The sequence below is a fragment of the Burkholderia sp. Ac-20345 genome (assembly GCF_017104825.1).
In the GTDB taxonomy this organism is placed as follows: Bacteria; Pseudomonadota; Gammaproteobacteria; order Burkholderiales; family Burkholderiaceae; genus Burkholderia; species Burkholderia lata_B.
The window spans coordinates 1-16,090 of sequence record NZ_JAAGPO010000219.1 but is presented as its reverse complement, the minus strand read 5'-3'; the positions used below and the strand labels follow the sequence as shown (position 1 = coordinate 16,090).

The window sequence follows — 16,090 nt, the reverse complement described above, 5'->3', positions numbered from 1 at the left end:
CGATGCGCCGTTCGCCGCCACCGCCGCTGCAAAGGCCGCACTCGAATCGCTCGTGCGCACCGCCGCCGCCGAATTTGCCGCGCGCGGCATCACCGTCAACGCGGTCGCGCCGGGCTTCACGCGCAAGGACCACGGGCCGAGCGCCGGCAACGCCGCCGCGTGGGCACAGGCCGAACAGGCGACACCGCTCGGCCGGATCGCCGAACCCGACGACGTCGCCGCGTTGATCGCGTTCCTGCTGTCGGACGCCGCGCGGCAGATCACCGGCCAGGTCGTTCATGTCGACGGTGGCCTGACGCTCTGAAGCGAGCGCTCGAGCGCCGTTCGGGCGCGCGGGTCGTCGCGGCCGCCGGCACCTGCATGGCGCTCGATCACAATCGGCGGCCGCCCCCTCCCCGAACGCCCGACGCTCCGCGTCACCCTCACCGCCCGCCGCACCACCACGCACCTGCTCCCGCCTTTTTGGCATCCCGCATCCCGCCCGTAAAATAACCGCCACACGGCTGCGCGATACGAGACGAGACAAGAGAGGGGGCGGCAAGCATGCAGGCATTCCAGTGGTTCAACGAATTGTCGACGCGCGAGCGCAGGACGCTGTATGCCGGCTTCGGCGGCTACGCGGTCGATGCGTTCGACTTCATGATCTATTCGTTCCTGATTCCGACGCTGATTGCCACCTGGGGCATGACGAAGAGCGAGGCCGGGATGATCGCGACGAGCTCGCTGATCTCGTCGGCGCTCGGCGGCTGGGTCGCCGGCATCCTCGCCGACCGCTACGGCCGCGTGCGCGTGCTGCAGTGGACCATCGCGACGTTCGCGCTGTTCACGTGCCTGTCCGGCTTCACGCATTCGTTCTGGCAGCTGCTCGCGACGCGCACGCTGCAGGGCTTCGGCTTCGGCGGCGAATGGTCGGTCGTGACGATCATGATGGCCGAGACGATCCGCTCGCCCGAGCATCGCGCGAAAGCGGTCGGCACCGTGCAGAGCAGCTGGTCGTTCGGCTGGGGCGCGGCCGCGATCCTCTACTGGGCGTTCTTCGCGCTGCTGCCCGAGCAGGTCGCGTGGCGTGCGTGCTTCTGGATCGGCATCGTGCCCGCGCTGTGGATCCTGTACATCCGCCGCAACGTCAGCGATCCCGATATCTACACGGCCACCCGCCGCGCGCGCGACGAAGGCCGCGTGTCCGGTCACTTCCTCGAGATCTTCTCGCCGCCGCACCTGCGCGCGACGCTGTTCGGCAGCGTGCTGTGCACCGGGATGCTCGGCGGCTACTACGCGATCACGACGTGGCTGCCCACCTACCTGAAGACCGTCCGCCACCTGTCGGTGTTCAACACGAGCGGCTATCTCGTCGTGCTGATCGTCGGCTCGTTCATCGGCTACGTGGTCGGTGCGATCCTGTCCGACCGGCTCGGCCGCCGCGCGTCGTTCATCCTGTTCGCGATCGGCTCGTTCTCGCTCGGCATGGCGTACACGATGCTGCCGATCACCGACACCGCGATGCTGCTGCTCGGCTTCCCGCTCGGCATCGTCGTGCAAGGCATCTTCGCGGGCGTCGGCGCTTATCTGTCGGAGCTGTATCCGGGCGCGATCCGCGGCTCGGGCCAGGGCTTCTGCTACAACCTCGGGCGCGGGCTCGGCTCGTTTTTCCCGATCCTCGTCGGCTCGTTGTCGCAGTCGATGTCGCTCGTGAAGGCGATCGGCCTCGTCGCGGGCGGCGGCTACCTGCTCGTGATCGTCGCCGCGCTCGTCCTGCCGGAAACGCGCGGCAAGTCGCTCGTCGACGATCCGGCCGTCGCGTCCTGAGCAACCGCTTCGTTCCGGAAACCGCATGCACGTGATCGTTCTCGGCGCCGGCGTGATCGGCGTCACCACCGCCTGGCACCTGCGCGAAGCAGGCTGCGACGTCACCGTGATCGAGCGCGAAGACGACGTCGCCCAGGCGACGAGCCTCGGCAACGCGGGCGTGATCGCCCCCGGCTACGTGACGCCGTGGGCCGCGCCCGGCATGCCCGGCAAGATCCTCAAGTACCTGTTCAAGCCCGCGTCGCCGCTGATCTTCAGGCCCACGCTCGACGCCGCGCAGTGGCGCTGGATCGCGCGCTGGCTGCGCGAATGCGAATTCGAGCGGTTTCGCGTGAACAAGCAGCGGATGCAGCGCATCGCGTATTACAGCCGTACGTGCCTGCACGCGTTTCGCGACCGCCATCCGTTCGACTACGGCGCGAGCCGCGGCTACCTGCAACTGCTGCGCGGCGCGTTCGACGTCGAGATGGTGCAGCCCGCGCTGAAGGTGCTGCGCGACGCCGGCATCGCGTTTCGCGAACTCGACGCGGCCGGCTGCACGGCAATCGAGCCAGGCCTGCGCTGGGCGCGGCAGGCGCCCGTCGGCGGCATCTACCTGCCCGATGACGAAGCCGGCGACTGTGCGCGCTTCACGCGCGAACTGCGGGCGCTGTGCGAAGCAAGCGGCGTGACGTTCCGCTTTCGCACGGAAGTGCAGGCGCTCGACGTCGAAGCCGGCCAGGTGCGCGGCGTGCGGATCGCCGGTAACGGCGATGAGGATGGCCATCAGCAGGATCGGGCACGCTCCAATTCGCACGCATCGAACGCACGCGGCCAGCACCGCGACGCGCGGCTCGCCGCCGACGCGATCGTCGTCGCGCTCGGGGTCGACAGCGCCGGCCTGTTGCGGCCGCACGGCATCGACGTGCCGCTGTATCCGGTCAAGGGCTACTCGGCGACGCTCTCCATCGTCGACGACGACAAAGCACCGCGCGCCGCGCTGATGGACGAATCGCTGAAGACGGCGATCACGCGTTTCGGCCCGACGTTACGCGTCGCGGGTACCGCGGAACTCGGCAACCGGCACGCCGCGCTGCGCCAGCAGGCGCTCGATACGCTGATGAAGGTGCTCGACGACTGGTTCCCGCACGCGGCCGATCGTGCATCGGCGCGCTTCTGGGTCGGCCGCCGGCCGATGACGCCCGACGGCCCGCCGCTGCTGGGCGCGTGCGGGGTCGACGGGCTCTGGCTCAACGTCGGCCACGGCTCGACCGGCTGGGCGATGTCGATGGGATCGGGGAAGGTGGTGGCGGATCTCGTGACAGGGCGGGAACCGGAAATCGATCTGTCGGGATTGACGCTCGCGCGCTACGGATAGCAGGCTGGAGGTTACGCGACGTCGCCGCAGCGATGTAGCGGCAAGCCCGCATGCGGCCTGGCAACGACGGCGGCCGGCCGTTGCCAGGCCTCTCCGGGTCGGGTCAATCCGCCGCCTCGCCGTCCGCCCGCGCAATCGGCGCCGACACGATCGGCCGATGCGACACGCCTTCGTGCGACAACCGGCTTTCGAACAGCGTGAGCGCGTCGAACCGCAGCGCGACCGCCCGCTTCACCGCACCGCCGTGCGCCGGCTGCCCGACCGCATCGTGCGGCAGCCGCGCGAGCGTCACGTGCGGACGGAACGGCCGCCGGTCAGCCGGCACGCCGAGCTCGCGCAGCTTCGCCGACAGCGCGGCACTCAACGCCGCACACGCCGGCTCGGCGGCCAGTCCCGCGACGATCAGCCGCGCGCGCGGCAGGCTCGGCCACCATGCGATCCGTTCGACCGGCATCAACGGCAGCGCATGCGCGGCCGCGAGTGCCGGCAGGCACGCGGCCAGCTCATCGCAGCACACCCGCTCGATCGCGCCGACGAACGCAAGCGTCACATGCAGTTGCGCGGGCAGCGGACGCCGCGCGCCACGGGTAACCGGCAACGCGTGCAGCGCGTCGCGCGATGCCGCATCGGGCATCAGCGCGACGAACACGCGCAGCCGGTCGCCGTTCATGACTCGCTCGCCACCGCGCGCGGCACGCGCGCCGGATCTGCCACGGCCGGACGTTGCGGCAGCGGGCCATGCTCGCCCCACACATCGGTCGGCAGCACGTTCGCGAGTTCCGGAATCGTGTTGCGCGTGAACACCGGATCGGCAACGCCTTCCGCGCGCTGGCGGCGATAGTCGCGCCATGCTGCATGCGCGTACTTGCCGAGCGCGAGGATCGCGACCAGGTTGATGATCGCCATCAGCCCCATGCTCGTATCGGCCATCGCCCACACGAGCGGCAGTTGTCCGACGCTGCCGAACATCACCATCGCGAGCACCGCGACACGGAACAGCGGCAGCACGCCGCGCCGCTTCGTGATGAACTCGACGTTGCCTTCCGCATACGCGTAGTTGCCGATCACCGACGAGTACGCGAAGAAGAAGATCGCGAACGCCATGTAGATGCCGCCCCAGTCGCCGACGTGGCTCGCGATCGAGCGCTGCGTGAGCGCCGCGCCTTCCATGCCGGTGCCCAGCTCGTACTGGCCCGACAGCAGGATCACGAAGGCGGTCGCGCTACAGATCACGATCGTGTCGACGAACACGCCGAGCATCTGGATCAGCCCCTGCACGACCGGATGCCGCGTACTGGCGGTCGCCGCCGCATTCGGCGCGCTGCCCATGCCGGCCTCGTTCGAGAACAGCCCGCGCTTCACGCCCATCGCGACCGCCTGGCTGACCGCATAGCCGGTCAGGCCGCCCGCCGCCTGCTCGAGACCGAACGCGCTCTTCACGATCAGCGCGATCACGCCCGGCACCAGCGCAATATGCGTCGCGACCGCGTAGACCGCGAGCGCGAGGTAGCCGATTGCCATCAGCGGCACGATCACCTGCGCAACCGCCGCGATCCGGCGGATCCCGCCGAAGATGATCGGCGCGGTCAGCAGCACGAGCCCAAGACCAACGGTCGCGCGGCTCCAGCCGAACGACGTGTCGAACGCATCCGCAATCGCATTGGCCTGCACCGCGTTGAACACGAAGCCGAACGCGAGGATCAGCGACAGCGAGAACAGCACGCCGAAGCCGCGCGAGCGCAGGCCCGTCTGGATGTAGTACGCGGGGCCGCCGCGATAGCTGCCGTCCGGGTGCGACACCTTGAAGATCTGCGCGAGCGTCGCCTCGACGAATGCGGACGACATCCCGACGAGCGCCGTCATCCACATCCAGAAGATCGCGCCCGGCCCGCCGACCGTCAGCGCGACCGCGACGCCGGCGATGTTGCCGGTGCCGACGCGGCTCGCGAGCCCGGTCGCGAACGCCTGGAACGACGAGATGCTGCCCGGCTCGCCCTTGCTGCCGACCAGCTTCACGCTGAGCAACAGCGCCTTCAGCTGGATCATCCGGAATCGCAACGTGAACCACACGCCCACGCCGAGCAGCAGCGCGATCAGCACGTAGTTCCACAGCACGCCGTTGACGGCGTCGATCAGCCCTTGCACGAATGCTTCCATCCAGAGTCCTTGTCAATAGGGTCAGTCACATGCAGCCGCCGCGAATGCGGCCCGAGGGGCGACATGATATGACAGTTCGCAAGGAACATTACAAAATGAAAGATATCTGGTGAGTGATCCGGCGTCGCTTGTTCGAACGACGCGGCACGCTCCACTGCGTCAGTGAGGCCTCCATTCGGCCGGAATATCAAAGACCAGCCCGGATAATCCGCTGGCGAGCAACACGCGCGCAAAATGCGCCCAGGCGGGTTCGATCGACGCGAATCGCTCGTACTGCAGGATCTGCTTGGCGATCAGTTCGAGCCGCAGCCCGGCGTCCGGCAACACATCGGATTTCAGCAGCGGCGGGTTCAGCGGGCCCAGGCTGTCGACCTGCACGCCCATCGACATGCTGATCCGCGGCATGTCCGACAGCGGGCTGCCGCGACTGCCCCAGTGCAGTACGGCCTGGCTCCACATCATCAGGTCGCCGGCGAGCCCGGGAAGCGCGCGGATGTCCCGCACGTCGAATTCGGCCTGCGACACGCGATCCGTTCCATAGTCGGGATCGCGATGCTTCGGCAGCAGCATCACGCAACCGGTGGTCGAATCGACGGGCGTCAGCGGGATCCACAGCGACAGCGCGCCGGCGCGCCCGTCCGGCAGCAGCGATCTCGCCCCCGCATCGCGGTGCATGCTCCAGCCGGCCTGCCCCACATTCGCAAGGACGTGCCATACCCAGAAATCCGGCATCAACTGGTAGGTGTCGGCGCCCAGCGCCGCCTGGACGATCCGGTGCAACCGCCAGTACGTGAGCCAGAATTCGTCGCACACGAACGCGAACACCGGCGGAATGCCGGCCTGCACGAGGTTCGTCACCATGCCGCGCATCGCCGCGAGCGGAAGGGTGCGCCGCACGTCGTCGCTCGGGCTGAACTGGGCGAAGCCCTCCAGCGCCACCCGGGCGTGGAGCGCGTCGGCAATGTGTTGCTCGACTTCAATCGGCCGCTGCTGTCCGACGAATGCGTGATCCTCGACGTGAAGACCGGGTCCGAACGAAAGCAGCAGCGCGACGACCTCGTCCAGCCGGACGCGCTGGCCGTCGTCCGTCAGGCACGGTCGGGTGATTTCCGGGGCGTTTTCTCGAGACATGGACTGCGCGACACGTTCGTGGCTGAAACAGGCTTCGGCCGTCGATCGGCCAAGGCCTGCACCCTGTTTCGCGCATGTTAAGCGGCAACGGCCACCCGGTGCACGCATAAAAAAACGGGCGCCCTTCCGGACGCCCGTCTTTCGTCGAAACCCGCTCGCGATATTCGGCTTAACGCGGCAGGTTCGAATGCCCCATCAGGTACGCATCGACCGAGCGTGCGCACTGGCGGCCTTCGCGGATCGCCCACACCACGAGCGACTGGCCGCGGCGCATGTCGCCCGCCGCGAACACCTTGTCGACCGACGTGTAGTACGAACGATCGCCTTCCGTCGCCGCGCGCGCATTGCCGCGCGCATCCTTCGCGACGCCGAATGCCTCGAGCACGGGCGCCGCCGGCTGCGTGAAGCCCATCGCGAGCAGCACGAGGTCAGCCTTCATCTCGAACTCGGAACCCGGCACTTCCTGCATCTTGCCGTCCTTCCACTCGACGCGCACCGCGATCAGCTTCTCGACCTTGCCGTTCTTGCCTTCGAGGCGCTTCGTCGCGACCGCCCAGTCGCGCTCGCAACCTTCGTCATGCGACGACGACGTGCGCATCTTGATCGGCCAATACGGCCACACGAGCGGCTTGTTTTCCTCTTCCGGCGGCTGCGGCAGCAGCTCGAACTGCGTGACGTGCTTCGCGCCGTGACGGTTCGACGTGCCGACGCAGTCCGAACCCGTGTCGCCACCGCCGATCACGATCACGTGCTTGCCCTTCGCGAGCAGCTGGTCGACGAGCTTGTCGCCCGCGTTCACGCGGTTCTGCTGCGGCAGGAAGTCCATCGCGTAATGAACGCCCGCGAGTTCGCGGCCGGGCACCGGCAGGTCGCGCGGCGTTTCCGAACCGCCCGCGATCACGACTGCGTCGAATTCTTCCTTCAGCGTGTCCGGCGAAATGGTTTCCTTCGCGAGGCTGCCGATCGACTCGGGCAGCGGATCCTTGCCGATGAACACGCTGGTGCGGAACGTCACGCCTTCCGCTTCCATCTGGCGCATGCGGCGGTCGATCAGCCACTTCTCGAGCTTGAAGTCGGGAATCCCGTAACGCAGCAGGCCACCGACGCGATCGTTCTTCTCGAACACCGTCACGTCGTGGCCCGCGCGCGCGAGCTGCTGCGCGACGGCGAGGCCCGCAGGGCCCGAACCGACGACCGCGACCTTCTTGCCCGTCTTGTGCTCGGCCGGCAGCGGCTTCACCCAGCCTTCCGCCCAGGCCTTGTCGATGATCGCGTGCTCGATCGACTTGATGCCGACCGGGTCGTCGTTGATCCCGAGCGTGCACGCGGCCTCGCACGGCGCCGGGCAGATGCGGCCCGTGAATTCCGGGAAGTTGTTGGTCGAGTGCAGGACTTCGATCGCCTGCTGCCAGTCCTGGCGGTAAACGAGATCGTTGAAGTCCGGAATGATGTTGTTGACCGGGCAGCCGTTGTTGCAGAACGGGATGCCGCAATCCATGCAGCGCGCGCCCTGGACCTTCGCGTCCGCGTCGGTCAGTGCCGCGACGAATTCCTTGTAGTGCTTCACGCGCGTGAGCGGTGCTTCGTACGCCTCGTGGCGGCGTTCGAACTCCAGAAAACCGGTTGCCTTGCCCATAAGGTGCTCTTCTGTTCGGTGTATCGGGTGGGGGAGCCGCGCGCGGCAGTCATGCGCGCGCGGCATTCGCTATGTCGTTCGTCGCTCAGGCGGCCAGTTCTTCCTTCGCCGCCTTCTTCGCACCGATCTCGCCCAGCGCGCGCTTGTATTCGTGCGGGAACACCTTCACGAACTGGCGGCGCGCCGCGTCCCAGTTTTCCAGCAGCGACTTCGCGCGCGGCGAACCCGTGAACTGGAAATGACGCTCGACGAGCCCCTTGAGCAGCGCTTCGTCCGTCGTGCCTGCGTGCCAGAGTGCGCGGTCGACCGTGCGCTCCTGCTCGGCCTGCTGCAGCACCGGCTCGAGCGCGACCATCGACTTGTTGCACTTCGCCGCGAACGTGCCTTCCGGATCGTAGATGTACGCGAGACCGCCCGACATGCCGGCCGCGAAGTTGCGCCCGGTCTCGCCGAGCACGACGACCGTACCGCCCGTCATGTATTCGCAACCGTGGTCGCCCGTGCCTTCGACGACCGCCGTCGCGCCCGAGTTGCGCACGCAGAAGCGCTCGCCCGCGACGCCGCGGAAGAACGATTCGCCTTCGATCGCGCCGTACATCACCGTGTTGCCGCAGATGATGTTTTCCTCGGACTTGCCGCGGAAATCGTTGGTCGGACGGATGATGATCCGGCCGCCCGACAGGCCCTTGCCGACGTAGTCGTTGCCGTCGCCGACGAGATCGAGCGTCACGCCCTTCGCGAGGAACGCGCCGAAGCTCTGGCCGGCCGTGCCCTTCAGCTGGATATGCACCGCATCGTCGGCCAGGCCGTCGTGGCCGTGCTTCTTCGCGATCACGCCCGACAGCATCGCGCCGACCGTACGGTTCACGTTGCGCACCGGCTGGATGAACGACACATGCTCGCCGTTCTCGATCGCGGCCTTCGCCTTCTCGATCAGCACGTGGTCGAGCGCGCGCTCGAGGCCGTGATCCTGCACGTCGACGTGGCGCGGCGCGACGTCCTCGCACTCTTCCGGCTGGTAGAACACGCGCGAGAAGTCGAGGCCCTTCGCCTTCCAGTGCTCGATGCCCTTGCGGGTGTCGAGCAGGTCGGCGCGGCCGATCAGGTCGTCGAACTTCGCGACGCCGAGCTGCGCCATGATCTCGCGCACTTCCTCGGCGACGAAGAAGAAGTAGTTCACGACGTGCTCGGGCTGGCCCTGGAACTTCGCACGCAGCACCGGATCCTGTGTCGCGACGCCGACCGGGCACGTGTTCAGGTGACACTTGCGCATCATGATGCAGCCTTCGACGACGAGCGGTGCCGTCGCGAAGCCGAATTCGTCCGCGCCGAGCAGCGCGCCGATCACGACGTCGCGGCCCGTCTTCATCTGGCCGTCGGCCTGCACGCGGATACGGCCGCGCAGGCGGTTCAGCACCAGCGTCTGCTGCGTTTCGGCGAGGCCCAGCTCCCACGGCGTGCCCGCGTGCTTGACCGACGACAGCGGCGACGCACCCGTGCCGCCGTCATGGCCGGCGATCACGACGTGATCGGCCTTGGCCTTCGCGACACCGGCCGCGACCGTGCCGACGCCCACTTCCGACACGAGCTTCACGGAGATGCTCGAGCTCGGGTTCACGTTCTTCAGGTCGTGGATCAGCTGCGCCAGATCCTCGATCGAGTAGATGTCGTGGTGCGGCGGCGGCGAGATCAGGCCGACGCCCGGCACCGAGTAACGCAGCTTGCCGATGTATTCGGACACCTTGTGGCCCGGCAGCTGGCCGCCTTCGCCCGGCTTCGCGCCCTGCGCCATCTTGATCTGGATCTGGTCGGCCGACGCGAGGTACTCGGCGGTGACGCCGAAGCGGCCCGACGCGACCTGCTTGATCTTCGAGCGCAGCGAATCGCCGTCCTTCAGCGGAATGTCGCTGACGATCTCGTCGCCGATCACCGACTTCAGCGTCTCGCCCGACTTGATCGGAATGCCGCGCAGTTCGTTGCGGTAGCGCTTCTGGTCCTCGCCGCCTTCGCCGGTGTTCGACTTGCCGCCGATCCGGTTCATCGCGACCGCGAGGGTTGCGTGCGCTTCGGTGCTGATCGAACCGAGCGACATCGCGCCCGTCGCGAAGCGCTTGACGATGTCCTTCGCCGATTCGACGTCGTCGATCGGGATCGCCTTGGTCGGCTCGACCTTGAACTCGAACAGGCCGCGGAACGTCATGTGACGCTTGGTCTGGTCGTTGATCAGGTGCGCGTATTCCTTGTACGTCTGGTACGAGTTGCTGCGCGTCGCGTGCTGCAGCTTCGCGATCGAATCCGGCGTCCACATGTGGTCTTCGCCACGCACGCGGTACGCGTACTCGCCGCCCGCGTCGAGCATGTCGCGCAGGACCGGGTTGTCGCCGAATGCGTCGCGGTGCAGGCGGATCGCCTCTTCCGCGACTTCGAACAGGCCGATGCCGCCGACCTTCGACGCCGTGCCCTTGAAGTACTTCTCGACGAGGTCGCTCGACAGGCCGAGCGCTTCGAAGATCTGCGCGCCCGTGTACGACATGTACGTCGAGATGCCCATCTTCGACATCACCTTCTGCAGGCCCTTGCCGACCGCCTTCGTGAAGTTGTAGACGGCCTTCTCCGGCGACAGGTCGCCCGACAGCCCTTCGGCCATCTTCGCGAGCGTTTCCATCGCGAGGTACGGGTGCACGGCTTCCGCGCCGTAGCCCGCGAGCAGCGCGAAGTGGTGCGTTTCACGCGCGGAGCCCGTCTCGACGACGAGGCCCGTGCTCGTGCGCAGCCCTTGCTGAACGAGGTGCGAGTGGATCGCCGACGTGGCGAGCAGCGCCGGAATCGCGACATGCTCGGCGTCCGTCTTGCGGTCCGACACGATCAGCATGTTGTAGCCCGACTTCACCGCGTCGACGGCTTCCGCGCACAGCGACGCGAGGCGCGCCTCGATGCCTTCCTTGCCCCAGGCGACCGGGTAGCAGATATTCAGCTCGTATGCGCTGAACTTGCCGCCCGTGTACTGGTCGATCGCGCGGATCTTCGCGATGTCCTTGAAGTCGAGCACCGGCTGCGACACTTCGAGACGCATCGGCGGGTTGATGTTGTTCGTGTCGAGCAGGTTCGGCTTCGGGCCGATGAACGACACGAGCGACATGACCATGTTCTCGCGGATCGGGTCGATCGGCGGGTTCGTGACCTGCGCGAACAACTGCTTGAAGTAGTGATAGAGCGTCTTGTTCTTGTTCGACATCACCGCGAGCGGCGAGTCGTTGCCCATCGAACCGACGGCTTCTTCACCCTGCTGCGCCATCGGCGCCATCAGGAACTTCAGGTCTTCCTGCGTATAGCCGAACGCCTGCTGGCGATCGAGCAGCGCGGCGCCCTGCGTGCGGCCGGCCGCGACTTCCTCGGCCTTCGGCTCGATCTCGTCGAGCTTGATGCGCACGGCGTCGATCCAGCTCTTGTACGGCTTCGCGTTCGCGAGGTTGTCCTTCAGTTCCTTGTCGTCGATGATGCGGCCGTGTTCCATGTCGATCAGGAACATCTTGCCCGGCTGCAGGCGCCACTTCTTGACGATCTTCGATTCGGGGATCGGCAGCGTGCCGGCTTCCGACGCCATGATGACGAGGTCGTCGTCGGTCACGATGTAGCGCGCCGGGCGCAGGCCGTTACGGTCGAGCGTCGCGCCGATCTGGCGGCCGTCCGTGAACGCGATCGCGGCCGGGCCGTCCCACGGCTCCATCATCGCGGCGTGGTATTCGTAGAACGCGCGGCGGTTCTCGTCCATCAGCGTGTGCTGTTCCCACGCTTCCGGGATCATCATCATCACCGCGTGCACGAGCGGGTAGCCGGCCATCACCAGCAGCTCGAGACAGTTGTCGAACGAGGCCGTATCCGACTGGCCCGGGTAGATCAGCGGCCACAGCTTCGGCAGATCGTCGGCGAGCACGTGCGACGCGATCGCGCCGGTACGCGCGTTCAGCCAGTTCACGTTGCCCTTCACGGTGTTGATCTCGCCGTTGTGCGCGATCATCCGGTACGGGTGAGCCAGCTCCCACGCCGGGAACGTGTTGGTCGAGAAGCGCTGGTGCACGAGCGCGAGCGCCGACACGACGCGCGCGTCCTGCAGGTCGCGGTAGTACACGCCGACCTGACCCGCGAGCAGCAGGCCCTTGTAGACGATCGTGCGCGCCGACATCGACGGCACGAAGTATTCCTTGCCGTGCTTGAGCTTCAGCGCCTGGATGCGGTGGCTCGCCGTCTTGCGGATCACGTACAGCTTCCGCTCGAGCGCGTCCGTCACCATGATGTCCTTGCCGCGGCCGATGAAGATCTGGCGGATCAGCGGCTCGCTCGCCTTCACGGTCGGCGAAATCGGCATCGCATGGTCGACCGGCACGTCGCGCCAGCCGAGCACGACCTGGCCTTCGGCCTTCACCGTCCGCTCGAGCTCCTGCTCGCACGCGAGACGCGATGCGTTTTCCTTCGGCAGGAAGATCATGCCGACCCCATATTCGCCGGCCGGCGGCAGCATCACGCCCTGCTTCGCCATTTCCTCGCGATAGAACGCGTCCGGAATCTGGATCAGGATGCCCGCGCCGTCGCCCATCAGCGGATCGGCGCCGACCGCGCCACGGTGGTCGAGGTTCTCGAGGATCTTCAGACCCTGCTGAATGATTTCGTGGCTCTTCTTGCCCTTGATGTGAGCGACGAAGCCGACGCCGCAGGCGTCGTGTTCGTTTTGCGGGTCATACAGACCTTGTGCGGCGGGCACCGCGGCGAGCGGCTGCTGGTGGTCGTTCATGGGGACACCGTCGTAAAGGGGGCCTGGAGGCCGTTGAACCATTTTCTTGTTGCCGTCGATCCCGCTCCCGACGGGAGACGGCGCGGCCGACAGTGGATGGGCAAGCTTCGCCCGGGCCACCGGAATTCGGAATATACGCGACGAATCAAAGGAATAGCAACAAAAACCGCTTGATCGAACCCCATTTAAACGGATGCTTCGATCTGGTGCCATTTTATTGGGGCCGTATCGCTTTGGTGCAAAAAGAAGCGGCGCCCGCAGCGCCGCCTCCTGAACCGCCGTTCCTGCGTTACTGCTGGATCGGCGGCGTGTTTTCACGCACCTTTCTGGGGCGTCCGCGCGGCAGCGGCGACACGCGCCGGTTCGCGGCACGCGCCGCCCACTCGCGATAATTCTCGCCGCCAAGCACCCAGCCCTTCAACGTCGCCTGCTGCAACTGGTCGGCCTGCCGCTCGTCGAGCGGCTGCTCGCACAGCTCCTTGTACGCGCGCTGGCGGTCGAACGGCGTATTGCCGAGCGCCCAGTAGAGCGGATGGTCGGTGATCAGGCTGTCGACGGTGAGCCCGACATGGTGCCGGTAGCTCGACCAGCGATAGGCCTCGGGCGTCGCGACGAGCTGCGCGCGCACCGGGCTCATCTCGACCACGCGGCTCGCGAGCAGGAAATAGCGCTCGCCTTCGATCACGGTCGCGCGATAGCGGCCTTCCCACAGGGTGCCGCGCCGCGAATAGCGCCGGTTGAAGTGCGCGACGTAGCGGCGGCCGACAGCCTGCATCGCTTTCGGCAGGCTTGCCTCGTCGCTCGGGGTCACGAGCAGTTGCACCTGGCGCGGCAGCAGCACGTAGGCGTGCACCGACAGGTGATGATCGCGCGCGGCGGCCTTCAGGCAATCGATGAAGAGTTCGTAGTCCTGGTCGTCGACGAACGCGGGTTGCTGATCCAGGCCGCGCAGTATCACGTGCTGCGGCTGGTCGGGAACGTAGAGTCGTGCTAACCGTGCCATGCTGAATGTCCGTTTGAACGCGTTAGGAAATACCCGGGGGTCCGAAAGTGCGCACCTGCGTAGAATGCCCGTCCCAGCAGCGCGCGAAAGCGTACGGTCGTACGCAACCTAGGGAGAAAACTCTAACTTACAAGCTTGTTTGGTTTTAAACGCAGTCGTCATAATGAGCACGCCTTTGATCGGAGGAGACACAATGAAACGAAAACTGGCCATTACGGGGGCCGCGGCACTCGCATTCTCGTTGGCGGGCGCTACGGCACATGCACAATCCGCAGGTGATTTCTACGTCAGCACCGGCTGGCTGCACCTTTCGCCGCAGGACAGCAGCGACCCGCTGTTCCTGTACGGTGTCGGCGGCACGCCCATCAACCAATCGATTCCCAACACGGGCGCCGGCATCAACGACGCCGATACGCTCGGGCTCGCAGCAGGCTACTTCGTCACCGACCACATCTCCACCGAGCTCGTCATGGGGATACCGCCGAAGTTCGACATTACCGGCAAGGGTCAGTTCGAAAAGTTCGGCGTCCTCGGCCGTGCGTACCAGTGGAGCCCCGCCGTGTTGCTTCGCTACCACTTCAACGACGCCAACGCGAAGTTCCGTCCGTATGTCGGCGTCGGCGCGACGTATGTCTGGTTCACCGGCGCAAAGATCACGAACAGCAGCTTCGAGAACGGCGTGCTCGGCGGCCCGACCAGCGCTACGACCAGCAACCAGTGGGCGCCCGTGCTCAACGCCGGCTTCACGTACAACTTCACGAAGCACTGGTTCGGGGGCCTGTCGATCTCGTACATCCCGGTCAGCGTGACCGCAACCTTCACGACGGCCCGCCGGACGCCGGTCGGCACCCTGACCGAAACGTCGAAAGCGAAGATCTCGCTCAACCCGATCGTGACGTACCTGAACGTCGGCTACCGCTTCTAAGCGTAGTCGAATATTTGGGGAATGGTTAATCCTGCTGCAATTTGTAGCGGATTTTTCCTGACGTAACGTCTCCACGATGCAAAACGCCCCGGCGGGAATCCCGCCGGGGCGTCGTTTTTTCGCGTCAGGCACGTTCCCGACGAAGGATTCGCCGGACGCGGTCGCGACCGTCAGACGATGTCGATGTCGTCCAGCGCAGTGGGACCGATCAGGTCGATCCGGTCCGTGCAGACCGCGTCGACGCCCCAGCGGGCCAGTTCGCGTGCCCGTTCGAGGTCGTTTACCGTGTAAACCAGGATGCGCAGCCCGGCCGCCTTGATCGCGCGCACGAGCGGTTCGTCGAGCTGTTTGTGGTCTGCATGCAACGAAACACAGCCGAGCGCATCGACAACCTGCGCATGCCAGTCGTCCGGTACGGCCTCGTAGAGCATCCCGCGCGGCAGCGTCGGCACGGTTGCGCGCGCCTGTTGCAGCGCATCGAACGAGAACGACGACAGGAGCGGCGGGACCGCCGCATCACGCCAGTACGCGGCCGCATCGGCCGCCACGCGCTGCCCGGTCTCGCGCTCGCGCCCCGGGCACGGCTTGATCTCGACATTGGCGGCCAGCCCGTGAGCGATGCAGCGCGCCGCCGCCGCCTCGAGCGTCGGCATCCGCTCGCCCGCGAAGCGCGCATCGCGCCACGCGCCCGCATCGAGCACGGCCAGCGCCTCGTAACGCATGCCCGCCGCCGCGCCCCGACCGTTCGACGTGCGGTCGACCGTGTCGTCGTGCAGCAGGAACGTCACGTCGTCGGCCGACAGCTTCGCGTCGAACTCGACCATCCGGTGGCCGCGGCGCGCGCCCTCGTCGAGCGCGGCGAGCGTATTCTCCGGCGCAAGCGTGCCGCCGCCGCGATGGGCGACGACGCGCGGATAGGGCCAGTCGGTACGGGTCGTCATCGTCTGTCTCTTGGCAAGGGCAGCAGGTTCAGCCGGCACGCTTGCCGGTCTCGGGATCGAAGAAGTGCAGCCGGTGCGCGGGCAGCGCGGCTGCCAGCGCCGTGCCGCGTGCGGGACGGTCCGCGTGCGGCAGGCGCACCGCGACGTCGTGATTGCCCCAGCGGCCGTGCGCAAGATTGTCCGCACCGAGCAGCTCGGATCGGTAGCTCTGCGTGTATGGAAATGGTGTTATCTTTCCTGTGGAGCGTATCTCGCGCATGCTGCGCATCATAAATGGCGCTTCCTTCGGATTGCTAGGTCGCCCAGTCCTGCTCTTGACAAGTTATATACTGCGTGCAAGCTATA

Annotated in this window: 11 protein-coding genes and 1 pseudogene; 4 read left to right on the top strand and 8 right to left on the bottom strand. The window is 66.6% G+C overall.

All coding sequences use genetic code 11. The features are described from left to right. From G3O06_RS40820 to G3O06_RS40810, 3 genes are all read left to right on the top strand, one after another. Window positions 1–304, top strand: a 304-nt coding sequence (locus G3O06_RS40820; protein WP_205819479.1) for an SDR family oxidoreductase, incomplete at its 5' end; no start/stop codon positions are given. A 239-nt stretch (window positions 305–543) separates the two neighbouring features. Next, window positions 544–1,806 carry an MFS transporter gene (locus G3O06_RS40815; protein WP_205819478.1) on the top strand — a complete coding sequence of 421 codons (1,263 nt, stop codon included), beginning with the start codon at window positions 544–546 and terminating at the stop codon, window positions 1,804–1,806. Beyond that, complete coding sequence (locus G3O06_RS40810; protein WP_346779588.1) at window positions 1,787–3,163, top strand: D-amino acid dehydrogenase; 1,377 nt, start codon at window positions 1,787–1,789, stop codon at window positions 3,161–3,163. Before G3O06_RS40815 ends, G3O06_RS40810 begins: the two co-directional genes overlap by 20 nt. Before the next feature lie 103 nt (window positions 3,164–3,266). Here the strand turns inward: G3O06_RS40810 and thpR are convergent, their stop codons facing one another. From thpR to G3O06_RS40780, 6 genes are all read right to left on the bottom strand, one after another. Then, window positions 3,267–3,833: an RNA 2',3'-cyclic phosphodiesterase gene (gene thpR, locus G3O06_RS40805; RefSeq protein WP_205819476.1), complete on the bottom strand. Its 567-nt coding sequence runs from the start codon at window positions 3,831–3,833 to the stop codon at window positions 3,267–3,269. Continuing rightward, the gene (locus G3O06_RS40800; RefSeq protein ID WP_174969745.1) at window positions 3,830–5,320 is read right to left on the bottom strand and encodes a sodium:alanine symporter family protein; all 1,491 of its coding nucleotides are present in this window, start codon (window positions 5,318–5,320) and stop codon (window positions 3,830–3,832) included. The genes thpR and G3O06_RS40800 overlap by 4 nt, the downstream gene beginning before the upstream one ends. Window positions 5,321–5,479: 159 nt before the next feature. After that, entirely contained in the window at window positions 5,480–6,451 is a 972-nt protein-coding gene (locus G3O06_RS40795) for a phytanoyl-CoA dioxygenase family protein (protein ID WP_205819475.1), read from the bottom strand. Between the two features lie 169 nt (window positions 6,452–6,620). Then, window positions 6,621–8,087 carry a glutamate synthase subunit beta gene (locus G3O06_RS40790; RefSeq protein WP_205819474.1) on the bottom strand — a complete coding sequence of 489 codons (1,467 nt, stop codon included), beginning with the start codon at window positions 8,085–8,087 and terminating at the stop codon, window positions 6,621–6,623. An 85-nt stretch (window positions 8,088–8,172) separates the two neighbouring features. Further along, window positions 8,173–12,876 carry a glutamate synthase-related protein gene (locus G3O06_RS40785; protein ID WP_174999042.1) on the bottom strand — a complete coding sequence of 1,568 codons (4,704 nt, stop codon included), beginning with the start codon at window positions 12,874–12,876 and terminating at the stop codon, window positions 8,173–8,175. A 289-nt stretch (window positions 12,877–13,165) separates the two neighbouring features. Beyond that, a complete protein-coding gene (locus G3O06_RS40780) occupies window positions 13,166–13,879 on the bottom strand; it encodes a transposase (RefSeq protein ID WP_174918464.1) in 714 nt (237 codons plus the stop codon). Window positions 13,880–14,072: 193 nt separating this feature from the next. On the opposite strand from G3O06_RS40780, the gene G3O06_RS40775 reads away from it, so the two are divergent. After that, window positions 14,073–14,804, top strand: a complete 732-nt coding sequence (locus G3O06_RS40775) for an OmpW family outer membrane protein (RefSeq protein WP_174918465.1) — start codon at window positions 14,073–14,075, stop codon at window positions 14,802–14,804. Between the two features lie 170 nt (window positions 14,805–14,974). Here G3O06_RS40775 and ugpQ read toward each other — a convergent pair whose 3' ends face one another. Next, complete coding sequence (ugpQ, locus tag G3O06_RS40770; protein ID WP_205819473.1) at window positions 14,975–15,745, bottom strand: glycerophosphodiester phosphodiesterase; 771 nt, start codon at window positions 15,743–15,745, stop codon at window positions 14,975–14,977. Between the two features lie 28 nt (window positions 15,746–15,773). Then, window positions 15,774–15,941 (bottom strand): annotated as a pseudogene (locus G3O06_RS40765) (sn-glycerol-3-phosphate ABC transporter ATP-binding protein UgpC); the annotation flags it as partial. Window positions 15,942–16,090: the final 149 nt, after the last annotated feature.

What these genes read in the sequence shown, in the direction of transcription:
- G3O06_RS40800 (WP_174969745.1), bottom strand. Translation starts at nt 5,320, where the DNA reads ATGGAAGCATTCGTGCAAGGGCTGATCGACGCCGTCAACGGCGTGCTG.
- G3O06_RS40795 (WP_205819475.1), bottom strand. Translation starts at nt 6,451, where the DNA reads ATGTCTCGAGAAAACGCCCCGGAAATCACCCGACCGTGCCTGACGGAC.
- G3O06_RS40790 (WP_205819474.1), bottom strand. Translation starts at nt 8,087, where the DNA reads ATGGGCAAGGCAACCGGTTTTCTGGAGTTCGAACGCCGCCACGAGGCG.
- thpR (WP_205819476.1), bottom strand. Translation starts at nt 3,833, where the DNA reads ATGAACGGCGACCGGCTGCGCGTGTTCGTCGCGCTGATGCCCGATGCG.
- G3O06_RS40780 (WP_174918464.1), bottom strand. Translation starts at nt 13,879, where the DNA reads ATGGCACGGTTAGCACGACTCTACGTTCCCGACCAGCCGCAGCACGTG.
- G3O06_RS40775 (WP_174918465.1), top strand. Translation starts at nt 14,073, where the DNA reads ATGAAACGAAAACTGGCCATTACGGGGGCCGCGGCACTCGCATTCTCG.
- G3O06_RS40785 (WP_174999042.1), bottom strand. Translation starts at nt 12,876, where the DNA reads ATGAACGACCACCAGCAGCCGCTCGCCGCGGTGCCCGCCGCACAAGGT.
- ugpQ (WP_205819473.1), bottom strand. Translation starts at nt 15,745, where the DNA reads ATGACGACCCGTACCGACTGGCCCTATCCGCGCGTCGTCGCCCATCGC.
- G3O06_RS40815 (WP_205819478.1), top strand. Translation starts at nt 544, where the DNA reads ATGCAGGCATTCCAGTGGTTCAACGAATTGTCGACGCGCGAGCGCAGG.